The following is a 22,979-nucleotide window of genomic DNA, read 5'->3' as shown; positions in this document are numbered from 1 at the left end:
CACCCACGCCGTCCCGAGGTGCCATTCGCGGAATCTGAGTTAGCCAGCTACGACGATTTCGCCAACGCTTTTGCCGGCACCGACTACGCGCTGGCTGACTTACGCTACTACCACGCCCGCATCAGTGCCTGGCGGCAAAAGGGCCACCCGCCCCGCCGCCGCGACTGGCATGCCACCGCCATTCAATTCTTCCTCAACGATGCTCACGATAACCGCCTCAAACTGGCCCCCGGCGTCAGTGCCTACCAGCCCGGCGCTGCGTCCACCGACGCCGGAACACTCTTTGCTCGCACTGGCTACCGCTCCAAGTACGATTCGTGAGCTGGCCGGCACGCCCAACCCCGAGGCCCGCGCCCTGCTGGCCGAGCTGTCGGTAGGCCTCACGCCCCTCCAGGCTGCGCAGGCCCCCAAGCTGTTTCAGCTTCGCCGCCAGTTAGGGGAGGCCGTGCTGATCAAGCTGCTGGTCATCATCCTGCGGGCATTCCTGGACTCGCTGCGTGTCCCCGACAAGCCCGAGGCGGCTGACATCCTGGAGCTGGCCGATACACTCGCCTATACCTACACCCACGACAGCCTCAAAGACATCATCCTGGCCCTGAAGGAAGCCCGCACCCGTGGGAGCAAGTTCTATCAATCCCTTGACCCGTCCCGCATCTATGCGCTGCTGCAGGAGTATTTCAACCGCAAGGCCGAACGCCTCGAACAGCTGCACCTCGACCAGAAGGCCCAACAGGCCAGCAACCAGCAGCAGGAGCTGGCCCAACTGCAGCAGGCCGCTCCCCAGCTCACCCAGGGCCTGGCCCGCCGCATCCCCGTCGACCACCCCAACGCCGGGCACATTCGCCAGCGCCTCACCATCATCAGCCAGAAGGAAAAGCGTGGCCTCCTGACTCCAGAACAGGCCGAACAGCTGCGCGCCGAAACCACTGCCGCTACCCACCGAAACCCACGACCCGATTGGCAGCCTTCTGAGGTTGCTAGAACAGCCATTAGCCGCCGCCATCAGCAGACTTACCAACGATTTGTCGAGAGTAATAAGCTATAGAAAGTTGTTATGCTGATTGACTTCAATATAAATAAGTGCCACCCCAAGCAGACTACGAGTCCGCATGGGGGTGTCTAACTAATCATATTCGATACTCAGCTATTCCACTGCTTTGCTTGCCTCCACATCCTTCGTGAGCTTGCCGTTGAAAGACTTCCATTCACCCATAAGTTCTGTCGGCGCAGCATTGGCCATCGGCGCGGTCAACGTAAGGGTGAATGAGCCGTCCCATTTATCAGACCCGGGCTCATTAAGTATCAACTCGTATTTTACATTGCTGCCTTGCTCTGTAAATTCTTTGACAGACCCTGTCACAGGACGTTTGTTATTACCTGTCTTGTTCCAGCCAGTCAGTTTTCCTCCGATTGTTTCATCGACGTGTAGCACGAAAGGTTTATCCCCCAGTGTACCGATCCATGTACCTACGATATCCGCATTTTGCTCATTCGAAATAGGTGCTTCTTCGGAAGCAATAACTGCTTGCTCAGTTGTTGAGCTAGTTATTAGGTTCTGTTCAACACTATCGGAAGCGAGAGCAGGTTGTTTCTGTGTTGAAACTAATTGTCTTTGATCCTGCTGATAAGCGTCTATTCGAAATGTGTCGGTTTGTGCTACTGGCTGATCCTGCGATGCGTAGTAGCCGTCAGCAGATGTGGAGTCTGAACCCAAAGATTCAGCATGTGATTTGGGTGACAAAAAGTAAGTGATGCCGATCAGAACAACTGAACAGCACGTAGCTATTACCATTTTAGTCGGAGTGAACGGATTCTCAGCAGCATTATAGTCGATGGAACTTGTTCCACCGTGCATAAATGAGGTGAGGTCATTCTGAATAGCTTGCTCATCGTAGATAGTAAGGCCGCTTCCATCAGCTCCTGTCAGTCCCTTCCTTTTAATTGAGTAGTAGCGACGGCCAGCTTCGAGCGCTTGCACAGCATCGCCTGAAGCCAGATTATTCAGATAAACCTGAAGTGCTTTCAGTGATACTCCTAATTTTAGCAACACGTACACATAAGCTCCGACTCCAAAAAGGGTCAGTAATCCAAAAATTTGAAGCCCGCTTCCTTTACCATCCTTAAATACACCAAACGCCGCAGCAGCGAGTAAGCTTACAAGAAACAGAACCCAGAAATAGACTTTAAAAAATGAGAATACTGATTTGTTAGTAGCGTATTCGTTTTCAAGCATATTATTTTTGTTACAGCGTTGTATGATTATTTATGAAAGCAATATAGCCGAGTGCTCCTTTGCGAACCAAGATAGGTTATGAGCATAGACGTCAACCGATAGCGGTTTCGTGAACATTGCACCCATTTTCATGCAGTCAACAAGTTGATAATCAGATGTATTTAAGGCCAAAAGAGTGCACCAAAAGCAAAACCGCTATAGTTATAAGTGCATTCTAATTAGCTTATTAAAATAATTGCTTGTGATCCTAACCATAGTAAGTTAACGCATTTATGCAGCAGAAATAGCCAGGAAGCTTGCACCGCGTCTTACTTCAACTCATGCGCATCCTTATCGTCCCCGACTTGCACGGCCGCGCCAACTGGCACCAGTCGGTAACCGACTTCCTGACGGCCGCTACCCCGGCTGACCGGGTGGTATTCCTCGGCGACTACCTCGACAGCTTCACCGTCGCTGACCAGCCCATGCTCGACAACTTCATCGACGTGCTGCTGCTCCGCGAGCGGGAGCCCGAGCGGGTTGTTCTGCTGCTGGGCAACCATTGCTTCCCTTACCTGTTTTACCCCACTTTCCAGTGCTCCGGTTTCCGCCCCCAGTTGGCCCCGGCTCTGCACATCTTATTCAAAACGCACCAGGCCCTGTTCCAGGTGGCCTGGCAAATTGGGCCTTACTTATTCACCCACGCCGGCGTCTCCGATATGTGGATGGTGGCCAACCGGCTGGCCATTCGTCTGTTGCTGGGCCACCATGCCCGTCCCGACAACCTGGCCGACACGCTTAACCACCTGCTGGCGTCAGAGCAGGGCCGGCAGCTGCTCTGGCAGGTGTCCGGCTACAATGGTGGGCGCAACCGGGTAGACGGTCCCCTGTGGGTGCGCCCGGTACACCTGAGCCGGGGCCTGCTGCCCGGCCTGATCCAGGTAGTGGGCCACACGCCCCAACCGCACATCCACTCCGACATCAACGAAGCCACCCAAACTGGTTTCATCGTCGCCGACTGCCACGACCACAGCCCGGACGAGTTCCTGACGTTGCAGCTCCCACAGTAATCTGCTGGCCAGGGTCATTGCCCATCCTACCAAGTGGAGGCTTCCCGCTGTGCCACCAGATTCTCCACCTGCGGCCACCACTTCCGTACTTTCGGCAACTGCAGCTGCTTGCCATGAAACTGCTGCACGCCGTACGCATGCCCGCCCAGCTCCCCGAAGCCCTCCGCAATGCGCACCCGGTAGTCGGCGTCAATCCAGAACAGATGCCGGTCAAACGCGCGGTGCAGGTTTGGGCACAGCGCCAAGCCGTTGCCGATGGTGTCGTCGTGGCTCACCGACCAGGGCACGATGTGGCAGGCATCAAGCAGGGGCGCCGATCCGGTCGTACTCAGCAGCTGCAGACCCGACACGGCACAGGTTGAACTGTACGCCCGCAGCACCTCCCGCCCAAACACCGCACTACGCACCAGAACTTCTGTCTCGTCGGTCATGTCCACCTCCCGCCGGTATTCAGCAGCCGGCTCTTCCAGCATCTGCCGTCCCAGTTCGTCCAGCTTTTCCTGCCCGGCCTGGGGCCGGAAGTACTGCCGCGTCAGGGGAAAATAGCGTACCAGCAGCGCCTGCCGTATTTCTTCCCGTGCCAGCGGCTGCAGCACCAGCTCCCACAATGGTGCATCCAGGTAGGCATACGCCGTGACATCCCGCAAGTGTCCGAAGCTGCGTGGTGAACGCGCCGAGGTCAACACCAACTCCTGCCCCGGCCGGCTCTGCAGGTGCCAGAAGCCACTGCTTTGCAAGTGGAAAAAGGGCATGTGAAACGGGCAGGCCGAGTACTCCGGCCCTGGGCTCAACAGGTGGCAGAAAGCCTTGAAGGCAGCAATTAGCTCAGGCGTAATCCGGATTTGATTGTCACTGATGCTACCTTCTTCTATGCCTTCCAGCACAGCCAGCAGCAGCGCAGGCTTGTAGGGCGCCTCCAGCTTTATCCCCCCGATGTTGGAGGAAGCCAGCTTTAGCCGGGTCAGCTTATCCGTATAGCGCGTCAGATCAGTCACGGGTAGACAAGTTGGTTTGCCTTAAAAGTAAGGACGTCGGCCGCAATGCCGTTACCGCATTACCGCTCCGTTATTTCGCCCAGGCTCCGCACAGCGTGCTGACCACAAAATCCTGGGCAACCACGTAGTTCGTCCCCACCAGTAGCAAGACGTACGGCTCGGGCCGGGGTGCCAGGCGGCCACTGACTTGTGGGAACAGATAGGTTGCCACACCGTGCCGGGCGCACACACGGGCTGCAGCGTCAGCCGCAAATACGGGCACCGTGTCCAGCAACAGCCCCTGCCCACCCGCCAGATTGTGGGCCACAATGCGCCGCCACCACGGATGCCAGGAGCCCCGCACCCGGTCCTGCCATTCCCCGGCTAGGCCATTCAGTTCCTGCTTCAGCTCGACCAGCAATGCCCCCACGTCTGCCTGCATCGGCCGGGCGTTCATGTAGAGGCTGGTATGCGGGGCGTTGAACCCCCAAAGCAGTGGGTGTTCGGTATGGTAGGCCAGCTGCCCGCCCGTTCCACGTTTGAGTCCCCAGCTGTACTTGCCCACCAGATCTATCCGGTGCACCTCCGTCGCCGTTTCCAGCTCCAGAAAAGAAGTCTGCGTGTAGCGGATGCGGCCGGTTGAATACTGGGCCACGAATTGCAAGATCATACCGCCAAACTACACATACCCCTTCAAACGCCGCCCGCCAACTGCTGTTTCCAACTCCCACAGCATAGACTGCTAAATCTGCCGGAGCCTTCCAGGTCTCCTCGGCATCGCATCCCGCACACGCTATAGCTAGGCTTGAGCATCATCCGGCGGCTGTATCCCCTCCGGCATGAGTGCCAAGAACGGTAACATATTGCTTCTCACGGCAAACAGTGCTTTCAAAACATACCCCAAGGAATAGCCGGTTTCATCCGCAGGTCTTCGTTCATATAAGGGCATAATAATGCCTCTAACGATTCCTAAAGCTGGAAAGAAATACGTCATACAGCTTTTGCTATTTACTTTAGCATAATTTCTTGAGCATCTATTTTGAACGTTAAACTACCCTCCTTATGTGCATTATTCGCACAATAACACGTTTTTAATACTTATTATATTGTCTATTTTGCGTCATACACACTCACTTGCGCACATCATTATGCGAACAATCTACTAACTATTTTAGTATACTTGTCGCACCCAATCCGTTACCCTTGCCCCTATGACGTCCATCGAACTTATCGAAGTTGGCGCCCCCACCACCACGCTGTGGCTACCCTTGTTTGCCACCCTGGTGCCCGCTGGCTTCCCGTCGCCTGCCTCCGATGAGCTGGAGGAGCTGTTCGACCTCAACCGCATCCTGTTTCGTCACCCCGAAGCCACCTACCTCATCCGGGTAGCCGGCGAGAGCATGAAGAATGCAGAAATCCACGCCGGCGACCTGTTGGCTGTCGACAAGCACCTTGAAGCCGACCACAACCATATTGTGGTGGCCGTGGTAGATGGAGGTTGCACCGTGAAGCGCCTGGTTCGTCGCGGCACCAGTTGGTGGCTGCAGGCCGAAAACCCTGACTACCAGGACTACGAAATCACCGAGCCGGATAATCTGCGCATATGGGGCGTCGTCACCCATGTAGTCCATGAGCTGATACCTGGTAAACTCACGGCGCTGCTACGCAGCCGCGACTAAGGCAGGAGCCATGTACGGGTTAGTCGACGGCAATAATTTCTACGTCAGCTGCGAGCGGGTTTTTCAGCCCCGGCTCGAAGGCCGCCCCGTGGTGGTGCTCAGCAACAATGACGGGGCAGTAGTGAGCCGGTCGGCCGAGGCCAAGCAGCTCGGCATTCCCATGGGCGCACCCTTCTTCAAAGTGCGCGAGTTGTTGCGTCAACACCAGGGCCATGCCCTCAGCTCCAACTACGTCCTCTATGGCGACATGAGCCGCCGCGTCATGGCTCGCCTGGCTGACCATGTGCCCGCAGTGGAAGTGTACAGCATCGACGAGGCCTTCCTCGACTTGCACGGCCTCACCACCTACTGCGGCACGCTCGACGCCCGCGTCCACTCTATCCGTCGCGACGTGCTGGCCTGCACCGGCATTCCCACCTGCGTGGGCGTAGCGCCCACCAAAACGCTGGCCAAGGTCGCCAACCGCCTGGCCAAGAAACACCCCGAGCTCGGCGGCATCCTGCGCCTCGATACGCCCAGCCGGCGCGAGCGGGCGCTGCGCGCCCTGCCCGTTGCCGACGTCTGGGGCATCGGCTACCAGTATGCCGGCAAGCTCGCCACCCACGGCATCCGCACGGCCTGGGAGCTGAGCCAGGTATCCGAGGCCTGGGCCCGCAAGCACCTCGGTGGGGTGGTCGGCTGGCGGCTGGTGCAGGAGCTGCTGGGCCAGCCCTGCCACGGCCTGCTGCCCTCCGAAGATGGTACCCTCGCCCGACAAAGCATTAGCTGCTCCCGCTCCTTCGGCCAGCGCCTGGCCACCTTCGACGACCTGTGGGGCGCCGTTACCACCTACCTCAGCCGCGCCGCCGAGAAGCTGCGCGCCCAGGGCGACCAGGCCCACATCCTCACCATCTACATCAGCCAGGACCGCTACGATTCCCGCGTACAGCCGCCCTATACCCGCTCTGCTACGCTCACGCTGCCCGGCGGCCCCACCAGCAACACCCTCCAGCTGCTGGCTTATGCCCGCCGCTTACTGGAAAGGCTTTACGAGCCCGGCTGCCTCTACGCAAAAGCCGGCGTGGTGCTCGATGGGCTGGAGCCCCCCGGCCGTGGCCAGCAGTTGAGTTTGTTTACCCCGGCTGCCGAAGCGCTGGTGACCGCTCCCGACACTGGCCGCACCCAGCAGCTCATGCACACCCTCGACACGCTCAACCGCCGCTTCGGCCGCGGTACCGTGCGGCCAGCCGCTACCGTAGTAGCGGCTGGCCAGTCCGCCCCCTGGCAGGGTAAAGCGCAGCATAAAAGCCAGGCTTTCACTACCCGACTGGAGGATTTAATGCTGGTTGATTAGCTCCAGTAGTTGACATTACTACCTGAGCAGATACTATCTTTCAAATATGAAAGTCCTTCGCCTGCCTGCTGCCCTGCTTATCCTCAATCTTGTAGCTGCCTGCTCAACTACCCAGGACCCTGCCCCTACCACGCCCACCCAGCCGACCTCACCGCCCACTCCTACCACACCCACCCAGCCGACCACGCCTACCACGCCCACGCAGCCGCTTCCCGAGCACCTGACACTGGGCAACCCCAGCGGGGCTACCGTCGACATCAACCAGCCCACCAACTACCTGCTCAGCAAGTCGCAGTACGCCCTGAGCTACCACCGGGACCGGGGCATCCCCAACTGGGTGAGCTGGCACCTCGACGCCACCTGGCGCGGCTCTGCCGCCCGCCAGGACGATTTCCGGGCCGACAACACCCTGCCCGCCGGCTGGTACCAGGTGCAGGCCACCAGCTACTCCGGCTCTGGCTTCGACCGCGGCCACATGTGCCCTAGCGCCGACCGCACCAACACCGTAGCCGACAACTCGGCCACGTTCCTGATGACCAATATGGTCCCGCAGGCTCCGCGCAACAACCAGCAAACCTGGGCCAACCTGGAAGACTACACCCGCTCGTTCCTGGCCACCAACAATGAGGTCTACATCATCTGCGGCTCTTACGGCCGCGGCGGCACCGGCTCCAATGGCGGCGTCACCCAAACCCTCGATAACGGCCGCGTAACCGTTCCCAACCGTCTCTGGAAGGTCGTAGTCATCCTGCCCACCGGCACCGACGACGCCACCCGCGTTAGCACCAGCACCCGCGTCATCGCCATCGACACGCCCAACGAAAACACTATCAGTACAAATTGGGGCCAGTACCGCGTCAGTGTTGATGCCATCGAAGCCGCCACCGGCCTCGACCTGCTTTCCGCCGTTCCTTCAGCCGTGCAGCAGGTACTGGAAACTCAGGTAGATAATGGCCCCACTAATTAGGTCATTTAGAAAAAACGATCAGCTGTGGAGAATGGTCGTTAAGTAAGAGTTGCCTCGTTCTCCGGCCAACTCAGTACCCGCGGCTGGGCGTTGGCCCGCGAGTTGATGACAATGCTCACGTTATCCGCCAACCGGCCGTATCCCGGCCACAGCACATGGTCCCGGTTGAGAATCTGCAAGGCCCCATGGAAGAACTGCTCCAGAGAAGCCATGTTCTTCTTGTACTCTAACTTAGCTTCCGCCACGGCATTCAGCAGTGCCAGCTCAATTACCATACTGTCAAACCAGCCAACCGGGCATTTGTAGCCGATAGCCCAGCGGATGCTGGTGTCTTTCACCAGCCTCACCAGATCCTGTGGGTCTTTGCACACGTCACACGAGCTGATGATGACACCCTCCAATCGGTCCGTACGCCCCTGAATGGTCTTGCGCAGGTCTGCAAGTCGAACGTTGTTAAGCATCCGGCCGCTACCATGCGACCCTACATACAGCACCTGACGCGGTTCCCTGGCCAGACGCAGGTCATAGTCCAGCGCACTTCGCAAGCCGTCCAGGTCGTGAAAAGTGGAGTGATACACAGCCAGATGATCATGAATACGCTCCAGCCCCTCAAAGAAGGGCTGCACTGACAGCCGACGGGTGCCTTTTCTGGGCTCATCCCATGGATTTTCCAGTACCAGGAGGGCAATTTCTGCAGTCATTGCTATAATGAAATACTATCAAGCCAGCTCCTTATTCGCCTAGGAAAGCTATAACCAATCCGGCCAGCGCTGCCAGCAGCGTAACCAGCCCTATTACCTGCTGCCGTTTCAGCAGGCCCTGCTGCACCGCTACGGTCTGCTGCAACTCATCCACCTTCCGGCGAAGTTCGTGGTCCGGGGCGAGAGTAAGCTGCGCTTTCGGCTTCATCAGCGGTGCCAAAGCTTGCTGCAACTGGTTTTGCCACTCAGCCGGCATTCTGTGCTGCTGCGCGACCTGCTCCGAGAACTGTTGGCCCACTGTCTGCACTGCCTTCCGCAACTCCTCCAATTGCCGGCTCTGCCCGGGCCAGCCGGCCGACAAGGTCTCCAGCTGCAAAGAGACCTTGTGCTGCTGCTCCCGAATGGCGTGCGTATGCTGCTGTAGCTGCCCCAGCACCTGACCGTATTGCTGCGCCGCGCCAACGTCCTGAACCGTTTGCTGTCGCAGGCCCTCCAGCTCCTGCGACAGATGGTGCGCCACGCCCTGCATGAGCTGCTGCTCAACCTTCGTCAGCATCTGCGCCAGTTGCCCTTGGTGCTCTTCCAACCTGGCCAGTACACGTTGGTAGTGCTCCTCGTTTCCCTGGCTATTATGCGACTCCGCATGGCTTGCTACCAGCCGATCCACTACCTGCGTGGCCGTTTCGGAAGTCCGTGGTTGCGGCAGTCTGCTCACGTAGTCCGACAGCTGCCGGCTCAGCTGAGCCTGCCGTTCCACCACCTGCTCCGCGGCGGTAATGGCCTGCGTGGCGGCCGACTCCGACAGGGTCAGATGGCTCACGGCCGACTTAAGCCGCCGCAATTCCTGTCCCAGCTCTTCAAATACAGTTTCAGTAAAAGAGGAGTCGGTTAAAGGTTGTTCCTGTGACATAGTATGCGAATGACTGTTAAGAAGGGTAGCCCGCCAGAAACAGGCTGTTGAGGTGTTGCAGTTGCCGGAGCATCCGTTGTGCGGTGGCCTGCCGGTCATCTGGCGTGGGGTTGACTGAAGTTGATGTGTAGGCGGGAGGCACAGGCGCAGCATCTGCATCAACCTCTAATTCCCATGGCGCAAAATCACTATCCGGGTTGTAAGGGTGCTGCCGGGAAGGGCCCGCTGCAACAGCGGCATCAAACCGCTTCTGCCACCCCTCAAATGCCTGGGTATGGCCGCGCTGCCCCCGAATGTTGCGCACGTAGCCGAGATGACAGCGGAGCCGATGCGACACCAGCCCGGGTGCCAGCAGTGCCGACCGGATGCCGCCCACATTCTGCAGCAAGTCAGTCAGCCGCTCCAGGGCCTGCTCCTGATGTAGGAGAGGTGCCCGAAATATGTAAACGGCGCGATTAGAATGGGCAAACCGCGCAGCCCAGATGAACACCATATCATGCTCTTCGGCTTTAGCATGGAGCTCCATTTGTTGGGGCTGGTAAGCTAGTCCCATGGCCAACTCCTCCTCAGCCCAACTATTGGCTGTTTGCTTTATCAAAGCAGCTGGTTCATCCTCAGTACTGATGGTTGCTGCAACTGATGATCTTTGTCGCGGGGCTTTCTTTTCCGTTAGAATTACAGGATTTAATCCAGTGCCAGCGGTTAATTCCAGTAGATAACTACTGAATTCATCATGTAGCCCCTCATCCTCCCAGTAGCTTGCCGGGTTGTCAATGGTGCCTTGCTCTTTGCGCTTTCGCTGAAATACATACTGGTCTCTGGGCTGCTGATCAGTGGGATACTGATTCAGGGCGGCTTCAAGGCCCTGAATCCGGAGCAGTTCCAGCGTCTGGTCATCCACATGGGCTAGCACCGGACAGCCGGCATACGGCTCCCGCAGAAACTTATCGTTCCAGTTGTCCTCCGCGCCCGGATAGGCGCAGGGACGGGTGTGGGCTTTGTCGGCTAGCTCCACCTCCAACAGGCCCTCGCCGGGACAGTAGCAGTGTGCCAGACACACTCGGTACACGCTCACCCCATCCTGTTGTCTCACCAGCCGCCGCCGGCGCAGGTGTAAAGCACCCTTCATGTCCTGCTCGGTTTTTCCGGCCTGTTTCAGGTACGGTAGCCCCATACGCAGAAATTCCCGCTGCTCCGCCACGCGCAGCCGGCTATAGCCCCGCCGGAACGTGTAGTAGTTGAAGGTGCGCTGCTGGCTCTCCGGGGGCAGCGTCAGCCATAAGCGCACCTTCACCACGCCTGCGCAGCGGCTCAGGAACTCGCGTTCCAGCTCTTCCCAGGCCGGCAGCGCCACCACTTCCAGCGCGTGGTAGTCGCGCAGCAGGGTCAACATCTGGCCAGCCAGTTGCTGGTCTTCCTCCTGCCAGTATTGCTCTGACAGCCATTCCTCAACCTCTTCTGCGGTAGGCATCAACCATGATGTAGATTCTACGTTTTTGCCCAGCGAGCGGAGTCTGATAACCCCTTGCATCCGTTCCACTATTGTCCACCTCCCACCTTCACCCGGTGGCTCGATTGGGTAGCCATAGAGCCAGAGGGTCGCCTTTTGGAGATGGGTCAGTTTCGCGTCCAGGTAAGGCCCCACCGCTTGCAAAAGATCAGCGTGATGGGCTGCCGCCGGAAGCCAGACCTTCATTGCCGGAAACTGCTGCTCAAAATGGGCGGCCCGCAGGTTGCCCAAGCCTTGCCACCCCCGCACCACGGCCTCCGGAATAGCGTATGCTGTGGCAACGCGGCCGGCAAAGGATTCCGGCATGTTCCGCCCCACAAATTCCACCAGAACCGCCTGCTCAACTGCTGGGTGGTTTGCCACCAGCCCTGCGCCCCACCATCGCAGTTGCTCCATCTCATCCAGATGAGTAAAGACCCGCTCGGATATCAACAATCGGATACGAGCGCGCCCCAGATCTTCAACTGCGGAATACCGTGAGTTTGCCCATCCAACGTTTGGCGGCTGACACTGCTGCAAGATGCTTTGTAGCCAAGGCAGGATCAATGCGGGCTCATGCGCCAATTTTTCCGTTACTACTTCAGCAAACTTAACCAGAGAAGGCACCCGTAAGCTGGCATACTGCCCCCTAAGAATTCTTTGCTCACAAAGCAGACCTGCTACCACACCCAACAGCATCCTGCTTGCCGCTGGCAGGTAAGCCAATAGCTCGTTCAGTCGTTCACGGGCTACTTTCTCCACTATTGCCAGCCATGCCGGTTGTTCTTTCGCCGCCAAGGCCTGAGCAACAACCTCCCAACTTGGGGAAGCCTCCTTCAGGCCTTCCAGCCACCACCCCAATTGCTGCTCATCCGAAAGCCCAGCCAGTAACTTATCGCGCACATTCACAGCGCTAGTATCGTAACTGGTTCGGCTGCCCAGTGCCTTCAACATAGCTTTAGCCTGCTCATCTTTCCGATCAGCAGTAGCTAGTTCCGTCGTCAAGTACTGCTGTAACAGCTCCACCGGACACCTCTGAAAAAGCAGGGGCCAGTCGGTTTCGGGTACGTCCCGTACAATAGTACAGAGCCGCTCAACGGGCGGCGGCGGCAACAATTGCCGCTGCCAGTAGTCGTAATACTGAACCGGCTCTAGTTCGTTTACCAACAGATTGACCAGCCTGTTGTACCGGTACCTCATGCCAGGTTCTGTGGGGGCATGCTGCTTGGCTATTTCCAGGGCCAGTTCCATTGCCGACGACGTACCGGTTGGACGACCTGCCAGGTATTGATCGAACAATTCTGGTAAGGTGCTGGTCGTGGCGCGCGTGAACATTTCCCGCGCTTGATCTACTGATGCCTCAGCAAGTACGGATTGCAATATGGCGCTGCTGGGCTGTGCGCTGCCTCCCAGCACCCACAGTTCCACCTGTGCTGCCGCTGGCCAACTCGTTTCAATCAGGGCTAGCACCCGCTGCCGCAACGCTAGCAGGTGCGGCTGCACCATCCAGGCCTTTTGGGCCTGATATATCCAGGCTATGGGCTGCGTCTGCTCCACCCATTTCAGCAAGGGCCCTTCCAGTGCTGCCGCTCCAGCCGCGCTCAACTTCACCCATCCAGCCACCGGAGCAGGGTCTGCGCTGCCCAGAAAATACGGGAGCAGTATGTCATCTGCCGGCTCAGGCAACAAATCCGCTAGCCACCATTCCAGCTGCGTCGCCCCCGACAGATCGGTCACCTTCTGCTGCAGTGCCTGCAATGCCTCTTTTGCCCAGGCAGCGGGTAGCCCGCTGGTTGGCTTCTGTAGCTCCCAGGAGTAGTGTGGCGCCGGCGCAGATGCAGCCTTGTGCAAAACCTGCAGCACCTCCTTTATGGCATTACCCCGCTCGCCTTCCCACGGCCCTTGCCCACCGGCCTGCGCGAGGGCCGCAATAGCATCTGGCAGCCTGGCCAGACGTTGCAACACGGCCGGTACCGCCGCGGATACCTGATTAAATAGCTGCGTAGTGATGAGCTCTGTTGGTAGCCAAAACAACTTGTTTTGTTCCCAGGCCGTGTATAAGTCATCATCGTTCACATGGCCAATAAGGCACTCCCGTACCCACTTTTCCCCGGTTGCTTCGTCTACCATCGGCAGGAGGCCGCGTAGCGCCGTGAGTCGGGCAGTCCCCGGTATGGCAAGGAGCATTTCCTGACCAACCTGCTTCAGGCATTTATCCCGACGGCAGGCATCCACCAAACGGCGCAAAGGCTCCTGAGCCTTGGAGTCCGTCAGCGCCAAATCCAGCCGACGGCTCATTTCGGCAGTCAGCACGCTCTGCGCCGGCATCGGTACCAGCCCTTGCTCCCACCAGTGGACTCGCACTGTTTCCGGTAATGGTAGTAGGCCTAGTGCTGGAGGCTGCAGCATAGGTTCTGCTTGCACTAGATCAGGCGCTGCCTTCAGCAATTGGCTTATCAGCCGGTAATCCTGTAGCAGTGTCTCGGCCGAAAGTAGGGCCAGACGTTCCATCACGATATGCTTAAGCGTTGCTGCCGGCAGCTGGCGCAGCGCACTTAGTAATGGCGCCAGATCAGTTGCTTGGTCTAGCATCCCCAGCAATGTTGCTTCGTTCAAGCAGTGAGCATACCCATCCGCTGCCAGTCTTTGCCCTGCATCCGCCTGCATAGTTACCCGAAAGGGCACAGGCTCAGCAGCCAAAGCATCCCAGTGCAGCAACAGATCTTTCAAGTGCTTATAGTCCTCATCCGTCCTAACTTCCCCTAACTCTTCTAACAGCTTCAGCAACGCTGCTTTTTCCATTGCCACCTTCTTTTCATCGGCAAAAAGTGCTGCAGCCAATGCCTGCTGCTGTTCGCTGCCTTTTTGTATGATGGTGACATCTTTAGCCGTGGCCATTATGTTGCCCACAGCCTCATAGCGCACTAATAGTATGCTTCCCGGCACCACGTTATGTTGGGCTCGCAGCAGTGGGCTCAGCTCAATACCGGCTGCAAAGCGGCTAACGGCCACTCCCCAGCCCACGTAGCGGGCCGGGACCATTCGAGGTGGATGATGCGCTTTCAAATACCCTGGCGGTAGTTGCCTTACTGAGCGTACCGCCGAGGACTGACCGTCCTGTAGCTTTACGATGACAGCCTCTTTTACTTTAGGCCGCCAGCTCCCGGGTGATTTGACCTGTTTGTCAGTGAATGAATATTGCAGACCTGTATTCGTTCGGACCTGCCAACGTTCATCAGTATAGCTAATAATAATCCCAGTAAGCATAAAGTAAGACTCTAAAAAGAAAGTATGCTTGCGCTTACGCGGTAAGAACGAATGTTAAATTACCTATTAGCTATGCAATAGCCAATCTACTAGTTCGCACAACATAGTACAAATTTCCAATCGTCGCACTACATTCATGAAACAGACTTAATCCCCACGAAATTAGAAAGCATATAATGCAGGCTATATGAAAATTGTACAGTTTGTGCCTGTACTGGCTTGCCCTGTAGGGCCCGATCTGCTACCTTACTACCCCTTTTTCGCTATGCTTCCCTATGTCCGTCGAATCCTCCGCTACCCCACCCGCCGATAACCCCATCCTCAACAACCCCTACGACGAGCCCCGCAAAGCCTACCAGATGGCGCCCGACGGCAGCCTCGACTACAGCGTCATCAAGTCTGGCCGCCGCCCCTACTCCCCCGACGCCCAGGTGCTGCCCAAAAAGGTCGGCAAGCAGAAGGAGCTCTACGACGTCGCCGACCTGCCCGCCGTCCAGGACCACCTCATCAACCGTCTCCGCAAGGAAGTCGGCCAGTGGCGTGCCGACGGCTACCCCAACACCACTCGCGTCACCCGCGAGCTGCTTTTGTTCTGGTTCGAGAACAAGGAGCGCCTTGTTACCCAGCGCCTGTTCTTCGCCCAGCGTGAGGCCCTCGAAACGGCCGTCTGGCTCAACGAGGTAGCCCCCGCCCGCGCCGAGAACCGCGGCACCAGCATCCTGGCCGAGCTGGCTGCCGCCTGGCAGGTCAGCGACGATGCCGACTTCAACCTGCCCCGCCTGGCCTTCAAGATGGCCACCGGCACCGGCAAGACGGTCGTCATGGCCATGCTCACGCTCTACCACTACTTCAACCGCCAGGAGTACCGCCAGGACACCCGCTTCGCCGACTACTTCCTTTTCGTCACCCCCGGCGTCACCATCCGCGACCGGCTCGGGGTGCTCTACGTTGACACCCAGGCCCACACCGCCACCGACGCCAAGGACTACTACCGCCAGCGCGGCCTCGTGCCGCCCCACCTGCACCAGCGCCTCGCCGGCCTCAACGCCCGCCTCGTCCTCACCAACTACCACGCCTTTGAGCCCAAGCAGCTCCAGGGCAACAAGCGCAGCCCCTTCGACGGCAAAAAAGACCCCGTCACCGGCCTCAAGGTCGAAGCCAAGGAAGACTTCGGCCAGGTCATCCGCCGCCTGCTCGGCTCCTTCCGCGCCGGCAGCCGCCTGCTCGTGCTCAACGACGAAGCCCACCACTGCTACCTGCCCAAGGCCAAGAAAGCCGCCAAGGCGGAAGACGGCACCGACATCAAAGAGGAAAACGAGCGGGCTGCCGTCTGGTACCGCGGCCTCGTCGAAATCGGCCGCCGCTTCAAGCTTCAGCAGGTCTACGACCTGTCCGCCACGCCCTATTACCTCAGCGGCTCGGGCTACACACCCTACAGCCTCTTCAGCTGGGTCTGCTCCGACTTCGGCCTCATTGAGGCCATCGAGAGCGGCCTCGTCAAGATTCCCTACCTGCCCGAAGGCGACGACACCCAGGACCTGCAGGAAGCCAAGCTGCGCGACATCTACGCCCACGTCAAGCACGAGCTGCCCAAGCGCGGCTCCCGCACCCAGAAGCTGGAAGGCAAGCCCGAGCTGCCCACCCTGGTCAAAACGGCCCTCCACCAGTTCTACGAGCACTACGAAAAGGAATTCCACCGTCTCGGCGGCCTCTTCTCCACGCCCCCGGTGCTCATCCTGGTCTGCAACAACACCAACGTCTCCTCCGAGGTGTTCAAGTACATTGCCGGCTACGAAACCGCCACGGCCGACGGCGAGCCGCTCATCATGCCGGGCCAGTTCGAGCTGCTCACCAACTTCGACCGCCACACCCGCCTGCCCCGCCAGAAGCCGCCCACCCTCATCATCGACTCCAGCGCCCTCGACAACTCCGACCAGGTCGACGAGCAGTTTAAGCGCGTGTTCGGCCCCGAGATTGAGCGCTTCAAGCAGGACTACCGCATCATGCACCCCGGCCGCTCCGTCGAAAACCTCACCGACGGCGACCTGCTGCGCGAAGTAGTCAACACCGTCGGCAAAACCGGTTCCCTGGGCTCCCACGTCCGGTGCGTAGTCAGCGTGAGCATGCTCACCGAGGGCTGGGACGCCAACACCGTCACCCACATCATGGGCCTGCGTGCTTTCGGCTCCCAGCTGCTCTGCGAGCAGGTAGCCGGCCGCGCCCTGCGCCGCCAGTCCTACAACCTCGTCGGCTACGACAAGGAGGGCCAGCCCACCAAAGACAAGCGCCGCATCGTCGAATACAAGTTCCCGCCCGAGTACGCCCACATCATCGGCGTGCCGTTCAAGCTGTTCCGCAAAGGCGCCATCACGCCCCCCGAGCCGCCCAAGCCCCTCACCCAGGTGCACGCGCTGCCCGACCGCCGGGCCGAGCTGGAGATTCTCTTCCCCATGGTGGAGGGCTACCGCCTCGAAACCGGCGGCGACGTGCTGCGCGTTGACTTTTCGGCCGTCGAGCCCTTCATCATCGAGGGCCACAAGCTGCCCACCCGCACCCGCATGAGTTCGGCCTTCTCCGAGCACGAGCAGGAGCTCAACCTCGACAACGTCCGCCAGGTGCGCCTCCAGCAGCTCGAGTACTACTATGCCAAGCTGCTCCTCTCCGACAAGCTCGCCGATTCCAACAGCAAGCCCCGTACCTACTGGTTCGGCCCCGTGCGCCAGGCCGTCGGCGAGTGGCTCCGCACCCGCGTCAGCTACCTCGGCGGCGCCTTCCCCGGCATGATCTTCTTCTACGACGACAAGGCCGTCGTCGAGCACATCGGCCGCGGCATCTGGACCGAGCCCCGCTCCACCGACCAGATCCGCCCCGTCTTCTCCCACTATAACGACAAGGTGGGCACCACCTCCCGGGTGCGCGGCGCCACCAGCCGCGAAGTGTACCCCACCACCAAAAGCCACGTCAACTACGTGGTCATGGACAGCGAGTGGGAAGGCATTGCCGCCAAGGAGCTCGAACGACTGGAGGAGATGACCGAGGTGGAAGCCTACGTCAAAAACGACTTCCTGGGCTTCAGCATCCCCTACGTCAGCCAGGCCAAGGAACGCCGCTACTTCCCCGACTTCATCGTGCGCTGCCGCCTCTCCACCGGCCAGCGGGTCAACGTCGTCCTCGAAATCAGCGGCATGGCCGAAGCCAAAACCGACAAGCGCTGGTACGTCACCGAGCGCTGGCTCCCGGCCGTCAACAACGTCGCCCCCCAGCTCGGCCTCGACCCCTGGCACTTCCTCGAAATCGCCAACGACATCCGCAACATCCGCCCCCAGCTCCAGGCCTTCCTCCAGGACCTGGAAGTCCAGTACGCGGCCAACCCGGTCCCCGTCGTCGCCCAACCCGTCAGCTAATCCATTCCTCCCAGTTCACTATCACCATCCCCCCGTCCCAGCCTACGTCGCGGCTCCCAGCCGCGAGTCGTCAGGCTCCCCCTCACCCCCCGGAGAGGGGGCCGGGGGGGTGAGGCAACCTACCATGTCCGACAATCTATTCATCCGCTCCACCACCCACTCCGATACCCGCGCCCACATTCCCTCCCAGGAAGAAGCCGGCTACGAGAAGGGCAATGCCAAGGTCCAGCCCAACCAGCAGACCGACCTGCCCCTCAACCCCGTCACCACCCGGGGCCAGGACCCCGAGCTGTTCTGGCTCAACAAATATGGCAAGGACGGCCGCCAGGAGCGCCTCTCTATCGATATCCGCTCCCTCTACCGCCACGAGCACATCGTGCCCGAGAACCTCATCAAAGGGCTCTACCGCACCGCCGCGCCCGCCTCGGGCCAGCTCAGCCTCAACGACCTCTTCGGCAACGCCCTGGAACGCGACGAGCTCAACAAAACCAGCGAGTACTACCAGCATCCGCCCGATGGGTGGACCAACCGCCTCATCCAGGGCGACTCCGAGCTGGTCATGGCTTCCCTGCTGGAGCGGGAAGGCATGGCCGGTACCGTGCAGTGCGTCTACTTCGATCCGCCTTACGGTATCAAGTACGGTTCCAACTGGCAGATGCGGCTCAACAACCGGGATGTGAAGGATGGTCGAGACGAGTCCCTTAGTGGGGAACCTGAGCAGATCAAAGCCTTCCGCGATACATGGGAGCTAGGTATCCACAGCTACCTTACCTATCTCCGTGAGCGGCTGCTATTGGCCAAGGAGCTAATGACTGAGAGCGGGTCATGCTTTGTGCAGATTTCGGACGAGAACGTGCACCTCGTGCGCAATCTGATGGATGAGGTATTTGGTAGTGAGAATTTTGTAAGTGTAATTACTTTCAGGACTAAAATTCCTCTAGGTGTAAAATACCTTGCCAACACTCATGATTACATAGTGTGGTATGCTAAGAAGATAGATGTGATGAAATTTAACAAAATATATGTTGATAGGCAGTCTGGCGATGATAGTCAATTTCAAAATCTAGAACTAGCGGACGGGTCACGAAGGAAAATGACAGTAGAGGAAAAACTTGACGCTAAAAAAATACCTAAAGGAGCAAGAGCTTACAGACTAACAGATTTGGTTTCGGCAGGTCGAACAGAGAGCTGTGTCTTTGAATTTGAATTCAATGGGAAAAAGTTCTTTCCATCTAGTGGAAAAAGCTGGAAAACAAATCCTAAAGGCATAGAAGTTTTAATCAAGAAAAATAGAATACACGCTTCTGGAAAAGTTCCAGCATATATATTCTTTCATGACGATTATCCAGTTCAAGAATTATCAAACGTTTGGACAGACACACAGGGAGCATCAGATAAAAGGTATGTAGTCCAAACGACTGAAAAAGCTATACAAAGGTGTATAATAATGACTACCGAGCCAGGAGATTTGGTAATAGATCCAACATGTGGTTCGGGAACAACTGCGTATGTAGCTGAACAATGGGGGCGTCGTTGGGTCACAATAGACACTTCACGCATTGCTATAAATATTACAAAGGCTAGATTAATGACTGCTGTGCTCCCAGCTTATCGTCGAGCCAGTGAATCTGATATTAGGCATGGGTTTATTTATAAGTCAGTACCTCATGTTACGCTTGGTAGCATAGCAAATAATGAACCTTCTGACTCGATTACTCTTTACGACCAGCCCGAAATAGATAAGTCGAAAGTCCGCGTAGCTGGTCCCTTCACTGTTGAAACCCTCCAAGGTCTTGATCCAATAGCGCCAGCCGCGGCTAACACGGCCGCCGCCGCTACGGATTCCGAGGACCGGTTCGAGGAGCGCATCTACGACCACCTCCGCTCCGCCGGCATCAAGAACGGCGACGCCACCGAGCGGGCCGTCTTCCGCCGCGTCGAGGCCATTGCCTCCAGTGGCTACCTCCACGCTGAGGGCTTCTACGAGGCCGAAGGCGGCGAGAAGAAGGCCTACCTCCACATCGGTCCCAAGTTCGGTGCCGTCAGCCGCCAGGCCCTCAACGGCGCCATCAAGGAGTGCCGCCAGCGCGGTGATGCCGACTGGCTCGTCATCCTCGGCTTCCAGTTCGATACCGATGTCCAGGGTGGCCAGCAGTCCACCAGCATGGGCGCCTTCCGCGTCGACATCGTCCGCATGCACGACGACCTCATGCAGGCAGGCCTCATTAAAAACGATAAAAAAGCTGCCTCCTTCGTCACCATCGGTGAGCCCGACATTGCCCTCATCGACGCCACCGGCCATAAAGTCGCCAAGCCCCAGCCCGGCCAGGAAGTCCGCGTCGAAGTCCGCGGCATGGACCTCTACGACCCCATCCGCGACGAAGTAAAAGCCCGCAACATCAACGACATTGCCTACTGGATGGTCGACGACGACTATGACGGCTCTAACTTCGTCGTCCAGCAGGTCTTCTTCTGCGGCGGCGACCAGGACGAGTTCAGCAAATGGAAACGCGGCCTCTCCGACCTGGCCAAGCTCAGCACCAAAAAGAGGGCCGAGCACACCCTCCGCATCGAGCTGAACGAAGAAGCCTTCGACGAGCTCTACGGCTTCCAGTCCCGCCCTATCAAACTCACCCGTAAAGGCCAGCAAATCGCCGTCCGCGTCATCAGCCAGTTCGGCGAAGAATCCACGCAAGTGGTGAAGGTCTAAAAAAGAAAGGTTAGAATAATGACAAAGGCATTTAGGTTGGAATACATTCTGTTCAAAGACTCAGAAGAGTTTGAACGGCAATTTTATAATTTTTCTCTTGAAGAGAATATTCACTCAAAACAAGCTTACACAACAATAATCATTGGCTCGAACGGGACTGGAAAAAGTCGTTTATTGAGATCAATAGTAGATATATTTAACGATTTAAATAATATAAAGTATAACTCGAACTTACACACAAAGCTAATTGCAACATTTGCGTATGAAGTTCAATATCACATTGGAAATAATAAATATTTGATAAACTTTGATACATATAAACACGAAGTATTGATGAATGATGAATTTTATGATATTAGTAAAATAGAATTGCCTGATAGCTGCATTGCTGCTGCATATACTTTGCACGAAAAATTTATAATGAATAACGATGGCCCTAGTAGAATGAATAGATATAGCGAAAAATACAAACCTGATTTTTATAATTATTTAGGTATTAAGACCCAAAACAATTATGCGTTTTCATCGGCAAATATTAACAAAGCATTGGACCTAATTACTGAGGCTATTTCAGTAGAGGGCTTTAATAAGGATATAGAAAATGTGTTTAAATTTTTGAAATTCAACCCTGCCATTACAATAACATACGATGTAAGAAAACACAAGCAATTGTTTAGCGAATTTCAAACTGTAGAAAGCTTGAGAAACACGGAAAGAATAACAATGTCCCGATCTAGCTTTTCGTATAATGCGGTAAAAAATATAAGCATTATAAACGATGAAAGTATCTTACAAAGAATTGCTGACGCAATCAATGCAATTAGTAAATCATATAAAAATGACAGGAAGTTTTCCATAAACATTGCATTTACAGAGGAGTATGATAACAGTGAAATTGTGGGTGCATATAAACACATTTCACTTCTCAGGAAATATAATCTTATAAATTATGAAACGACATTTATTTATAAGATTGACAGGAATACCCTATTTAGCAAGAAGTTAGAATTAAAATCTTTGAGCTCTGGAGAGATTCATATTTTAACTTCACTATTATCATTAGCTTCTGCTGTTAAGGAAAATTCCTTAGTCCTTATTGATGAGCCAGAACTGAGTTTGCATCCAAATTGGCAAATTAAATACATGGATTTGATAAATAAAATATTTAAAAAATCAGGAGATTGTCATTTTATAATTGCAACTCATTCTCACTTTCTTGCTTCAGGTTTGACTCCTAATTCATCTGCAATTCTTTCGCTATCAATGGGCGACAATGAAAGAGTAAGACCCAAAATACTTCCGTCTGTCTACGGCTGGTCTGCTGAAAATATTCTTTATAACATATTCGGTGTTGCTACAACGAGAAACTACTACTTTGAAATGGACGTAAAGCAACTGTTATCACTGCTTGAAAATGAAAGCACAGATAGGGCACAAATCCATTTGCTGATTGAGAAGTTTGAGAGTTTCAAGCTGACATCGACTGACCCCCTTTTTGTGCTTATTGAAGAAGCCAAGGAATACATTTCAAGTTTGCAGTAGATGAAAATTATCAGATTTCGTCAATTAAAAAGGGCCATTCGGTTCACCAAAAGTGAGGAAGACTTTATTGCCCTCATTCCTAAAAATTATAATGACGCTTGGGATGGAAGCCTTGCTGATTTGAAAAAAAATGGAACATTAAAAAGAGGCGCAGTTGGAATACGTGACAATATCAAAAGCGCCATAAAAAAGAGACTTAAAACAATACAAGGCAATAACTGTATATATTGTGGCTTGCATTTTAAAATAGTAGGAACATCACAGCGAGAGCATATTGCAGATAAGGCTAATTATCCTGAGTTTGTATTTGAAAGGTATAATATAGCGCTTGCCTGCAGTTATTGCAATGGATTTGATAAGAAAGGCGTTATTAATACAATAAATAAACATGATTATGATTATAGCAAATGTGAATTCAATATTATTCATCCGTATTTCGATAACATTGATGACCATATTGATTTTCTATTCACTAATACTAAAGTTGTGATAAAGCCAAAGATAGACTCAATAACAAAAGCACAATCAATCAAAGCAGTCAATACCATATCGATGTTTGAACTCGCTGGCAGTGTACAATCTTTGCTTAGGGGTTCTTTATACAAAGCCAAAAAAATCAATTCAACTCTATCAAACTCGGCTCAACGTAGAGCAGAGTTGATAACATCTGGCAATCACATTTCTTGAAAGTGTGATAGTTTGTTTAGTGCTAACATGAACC

Annotated in this window: 16 protein-coding genes; 10 read left to right on the top strand and 6 right to left on the bottom strand. The window is 55.8% G+C overall.

The genetic code is table 11. The annotated features are described in order from the left end of the window. Window positions 1-18 precede the first annotated feature (18 nt). Window positions 19-321 (top strand): hypothetical protein, encoded by a 303-nt coding sequence (locus tag LRS06_RS11475; protein ID WP_257871617.1) that lies wholly within the window; start codon window positions 19-21, stop codon window positions 319-321. Continuing rightward, window positions 284-1,045, top strand: a complete 762-nt coding sequence (locus LRS06_RS11470) for a hypothetical protein (protein WP_257871616.1) — start codon at window positions 284-286, stop codon at window positions 1,043-1,045. The genes LRS06_RS11475 and LRS06_RS11470 overlap by 38 nt, the downstream gene beginning before the upstream one ends. A 99-nt stretch (window positions 1,046-1,144) precedes the next feature. On the opposite strand, the gene LRS06_RS11465 is transcribed toward LRS06_RS11470, so the two are convergent. After that, on the bottom strand, window positions 1,145-2,233 hold the full coding sequence (locus LRS06_RS11465) for a hypothetical protein (RefSeq protein ID WP_257871615.1): 1,089 nt from the start codon (window positions 2,231-2,233) through the stop codon (window positions 1,145-1,147). 320 nt (window positions 2,234-2,553) lie between these two features. On the opposite strand from LRS06_RS11465, the gene LRS06_RS11460 reads away from it, so the two are divergent. Further along, on the top strand, window positions 2,554-3,282 hold the full coding sequence (locus LRS06_RS11460) for a metallophosphoesterase (RefSeq protein WP_257871614.1): 729 nt from the start codon (window positions 2,554-2,556) through the stop codon (window positions 3,280-3,282). A gap of 26 nt (window positions 3,283-3,308) precedes the next feature. On the opposite strand, the gene LRS06_RS11455 is transcribed toward LRS06_RS11460, so the two are convergent. Both LRS06_RS11455 and LRS06_RS11450 read right to left on the bottom strand, forming a co-directional pair. Continuing rightward, a complete protein-coding gene (locus tag LRS06_RS11455; protein ID WP_257871613.1) occupies window positions 3,309-4,277 on the bottom strand; it encodes an HNH endonuclease in 969 nt (322 codons plus the stop codon). A 70-nt stretch (window positions 4,278-4,347) separates the two neighbouring features. Then, a complete protein-coding gene (locus LRS06_RS11450; protein WP_257871612.1) occupies window positions 4,348-4,926 on the bottom strand; it encodes a hypothetical protein in 579 nt (192 codons plus the stop codon). A gap of 541 nt (window positions 4,927-5,467) precedes the next feature. Here LRS06_RS11450 and LRS06_RS11445 point away from each other — a divergent pair. The 3 genes from LRS06_RS11445 to LRS06_RS11435 are packed head-to-tail and all read left to right on the top strand — an operon-like array spanning window position 5,468 to window position 8,235. Then, window positions 5,468-5,935, top strand: a complete 468-nt coding sequence (locus LRS06_RS11445) for a LexA family transcriptional regulator (RefSeq protein WP_257871611.1) — start codon at window positions 5,468-5,470, stop codon at window positions 5,933-5,935. 10 nt (window positions 5,936-5,945) lie between these two features. Further along, entirely contained in the window at window positions 5,946-7,268 is a 1,323-nt protein-coding gene (locus LRS06_RS11440; protein WP_257871610.1) for a Y-family DNA polymerase, read from the top strand. Between the two features lie 46 nt (window positions 7,269-7,314). Further along, window positions 7,315-8,235 (top strand): DNA/RNA non-specific endonuclease, encoded by a 921-nt coding sequence (locus LRS06_RS11435; protein WP_257871609.1) that lies wholly within the window; start codon window positions 7,315-7,317, stop codon window positions 8,233-8,235. Between the two features lie 38 nt (window positions 8,236-8,273). Here the strand turns inward: LRS06_RS11435 and LRS06_RS11430 are convergent, their stop codons facing one another. The 3 genes from LRS06_RS11430 to LRS06_RS11420 are packed head-to-tail and all read right to left on the bottom strand — an operon-like array spanning window position 8,274 to window position 14,602. After that, window positions 8,274-8,936 carry a hypothetical protein gene (locus LRS06_RS11430; RefSeq protein ID WP_257871608.1) on the bottom strand — a complete coding sequence of 221 codons (663 nt, stop codon included), beginning with the start codon at window positions 8,934-8,936 and terminating at the stop codon, window positions 8,274-8,276. Window positions 8,937-8,967: 31 nt separating this feature from the next. After that, window positions 8,968-9,846, bottom strand: coding sequence for a hypothetical protein (locus tag LRS06_RS11425; RefSeq protein WP_257871607.1), 879 nt, complete (start codon window positions 9,844-9,846; stop codon window positions 8,968-8,970). A 16-nt stretch (window positions 9,847-9,862) separates the two neighbouring features. Next, window positions 9,863-14,602 carry a hypothetical protein gene (locus tag LRS06_RS11420; RefSeq protein WP_257871606.1) on the bottom strand — a complete coding sequence of 1,580 codons (4,740 nt, stop codon included), beginning with the start codon at window positions 14,600-14,602 and terminating at the stop codon, window positions 9,863-9,865. A gap of 275 nt (window positions 14,603-14,877) precedes the next feature. Here LRS06_RS11420 and LRS06_RS11415 point away from each other — a divergent pair, with 275 nt between their 5' ends. The 4 genes from LRS06_RS11415 (at window position 14,878) to LRS06_RS11400 (ending at window position 22,945) form a co-directional block, all read left to right on the top strand. Beyond that, entirely contained in the window at window positions 14,878-18,006 is a 3,129-nt protein-coding gene (locus LRS06_RS11415; protein ID WP_257871605.1) for a BPTD_3080 family restriction endonuclease, read from the top strand. A gap of 124 nt (window positions 18,007-18,130) precedes the next feature. Next, the gene (locus LRS06_RS11410) at window positions 18,131-20,716 is read left to right on the top strand and encodes a site-specific DNA-methyltransferase (protein ID WP_257871604.1); all 2,586 of its coding nucleotides are present in this window, start codon (window positions 18,131-18,133) and stop codon (window positions 20,714-20,716) included. Between the two features lie 18 nt (window positions 20,717-20,734). Beyond that, window positions 20,735-22,258: an ATP-binding protein gene (locus LRS06_RS11405; RefSeq protein WP_257871603.1), complete on the top strand. Its 1,524-nt coding sequence runs from the start codon at window positions 20,735-20,737 to the stop codon at window positions 22,256-22,258. Then, a complete protein-coding gene (locus LRS06_RS11400) occupies window positions 22,259-22,945 on the top strand; it encodes a hypothetical protein (RefSeq protein WP_257871602.1) in 687 nt (228 codons plus the stop codon). Window positions 22,946-22,979: the final 34 nt, after the last annotated feature.

It is taken from the genome of Hymenobacter sp. J193 (assembly GCF_024700075.1).
GTDB lineage: Bacteria > Bacteroidota > Bacteroidia > Cytophagales > Hymenobacteraceae > Hymenobacter.
Note: the sequence above shows the minus strand (reverse complement) of the source record. Positions and strands in the feature narration are given on the sequence as shown.

What these genes read in the sequence shown, in the direction of transcription:
- LRS06_RS11430 (WP_257871608.1), bottom strand. Translation starts at nt 8,936, where the DNA reads ATGACTGCAGAAATTGCCCTCCTGGTACTGGAAAATCCATGGGATGAG.
- LRS06_RS11405 (WP_257871603.1), top strand. Translation starts at nt 20,735, where the DNA reads ATGACAAAGGCATTTAGGTTGGAATACATTCTGTTCAAAGACTCAGAA.
- LRS06_RS11415 (WP_257871605.1), top strand. Translation starts at nt 14,878, where the DNA reads ATGTCCGTCGAATCCTCCGCTACCCCACCCGCCGATAACCCCATCCTC.
- LRS06_RS11410 (WP_257871604.1), top strand. Translation starts at nt 18,131, where the DNA reads ATGTCCGACAATCTATTCATCCGCTCCACCACCCACTCCGATACCCGC.
- LRS06_RS11420 (WP_257871606.1), bottom strand. Translation starts at nt 14,602, where the DNA reads ATGCTTACTGGGATTATTATTAGCTATACTGATGAACGTTGGCAGGTC.
- LRS06_RS11465 (WP_257871615.1), bottom strand. Translation starts at nt 2,233, where the DNA reads ATGCTTGAAAACGAATACGCTACTAACAAATCAGTATTCTCATTTTTT.
- LRS06_RS11400 (WP_257871602.1), top strand. Translation starts at nt 22,259, where the DNA reads ATGAAAATTATCAGATTTCGTCAATTAAAAAGGGCCATTCGGTTCACC.
- LRS06_RS11450 (WP_257871612.1), bottom strand. Translation starts at nt 4,926, where the DNA reads ATGATCTTGCAATTCGTGGCCCAGTATTCAACCGGCCGCATCCGCTAC.
- LRS06_RS11440 (WP_257871610.1), top strand. Translation starts at nt 5,946, where the DNA reads ATGTACGGGTTAGTCGACGGCAATAATTTCTACGTCAGCTGCGAGCGG.
- LRS06_RS11435 (WP_257871609.1), top strand. Translation starts at nt 7,315, where the DNA reads ATGAAAGTCCTTCGCCTGCCTGCTGCCCTGCTTATCCTCAATCTTGTA.
- LRS06_RS11445 (WP_257871611.1), top strand. Translation starts at nt 5,468, where the DNA reads ATGACGTCCATCGAACTTATCGAAGTTGGCGCCCCCACCACCACGCTG.
- LRS06_RS11425 (WP_257871607.1), bottom strand. Translation starts at nt 9,846, where the DNA reads ATGTCACAGGAACAACCTTTAACCGACTCCTCTTTTACTGAAACTGTA.
- LRS06_RS11460 (WP_257871614.1), top strand. Translation starts at nt 2,554, where the DNA reads ATGCGCATCCTTATCGTCCCCGACTTGCACGGCCGCGCCAACTGGCAC.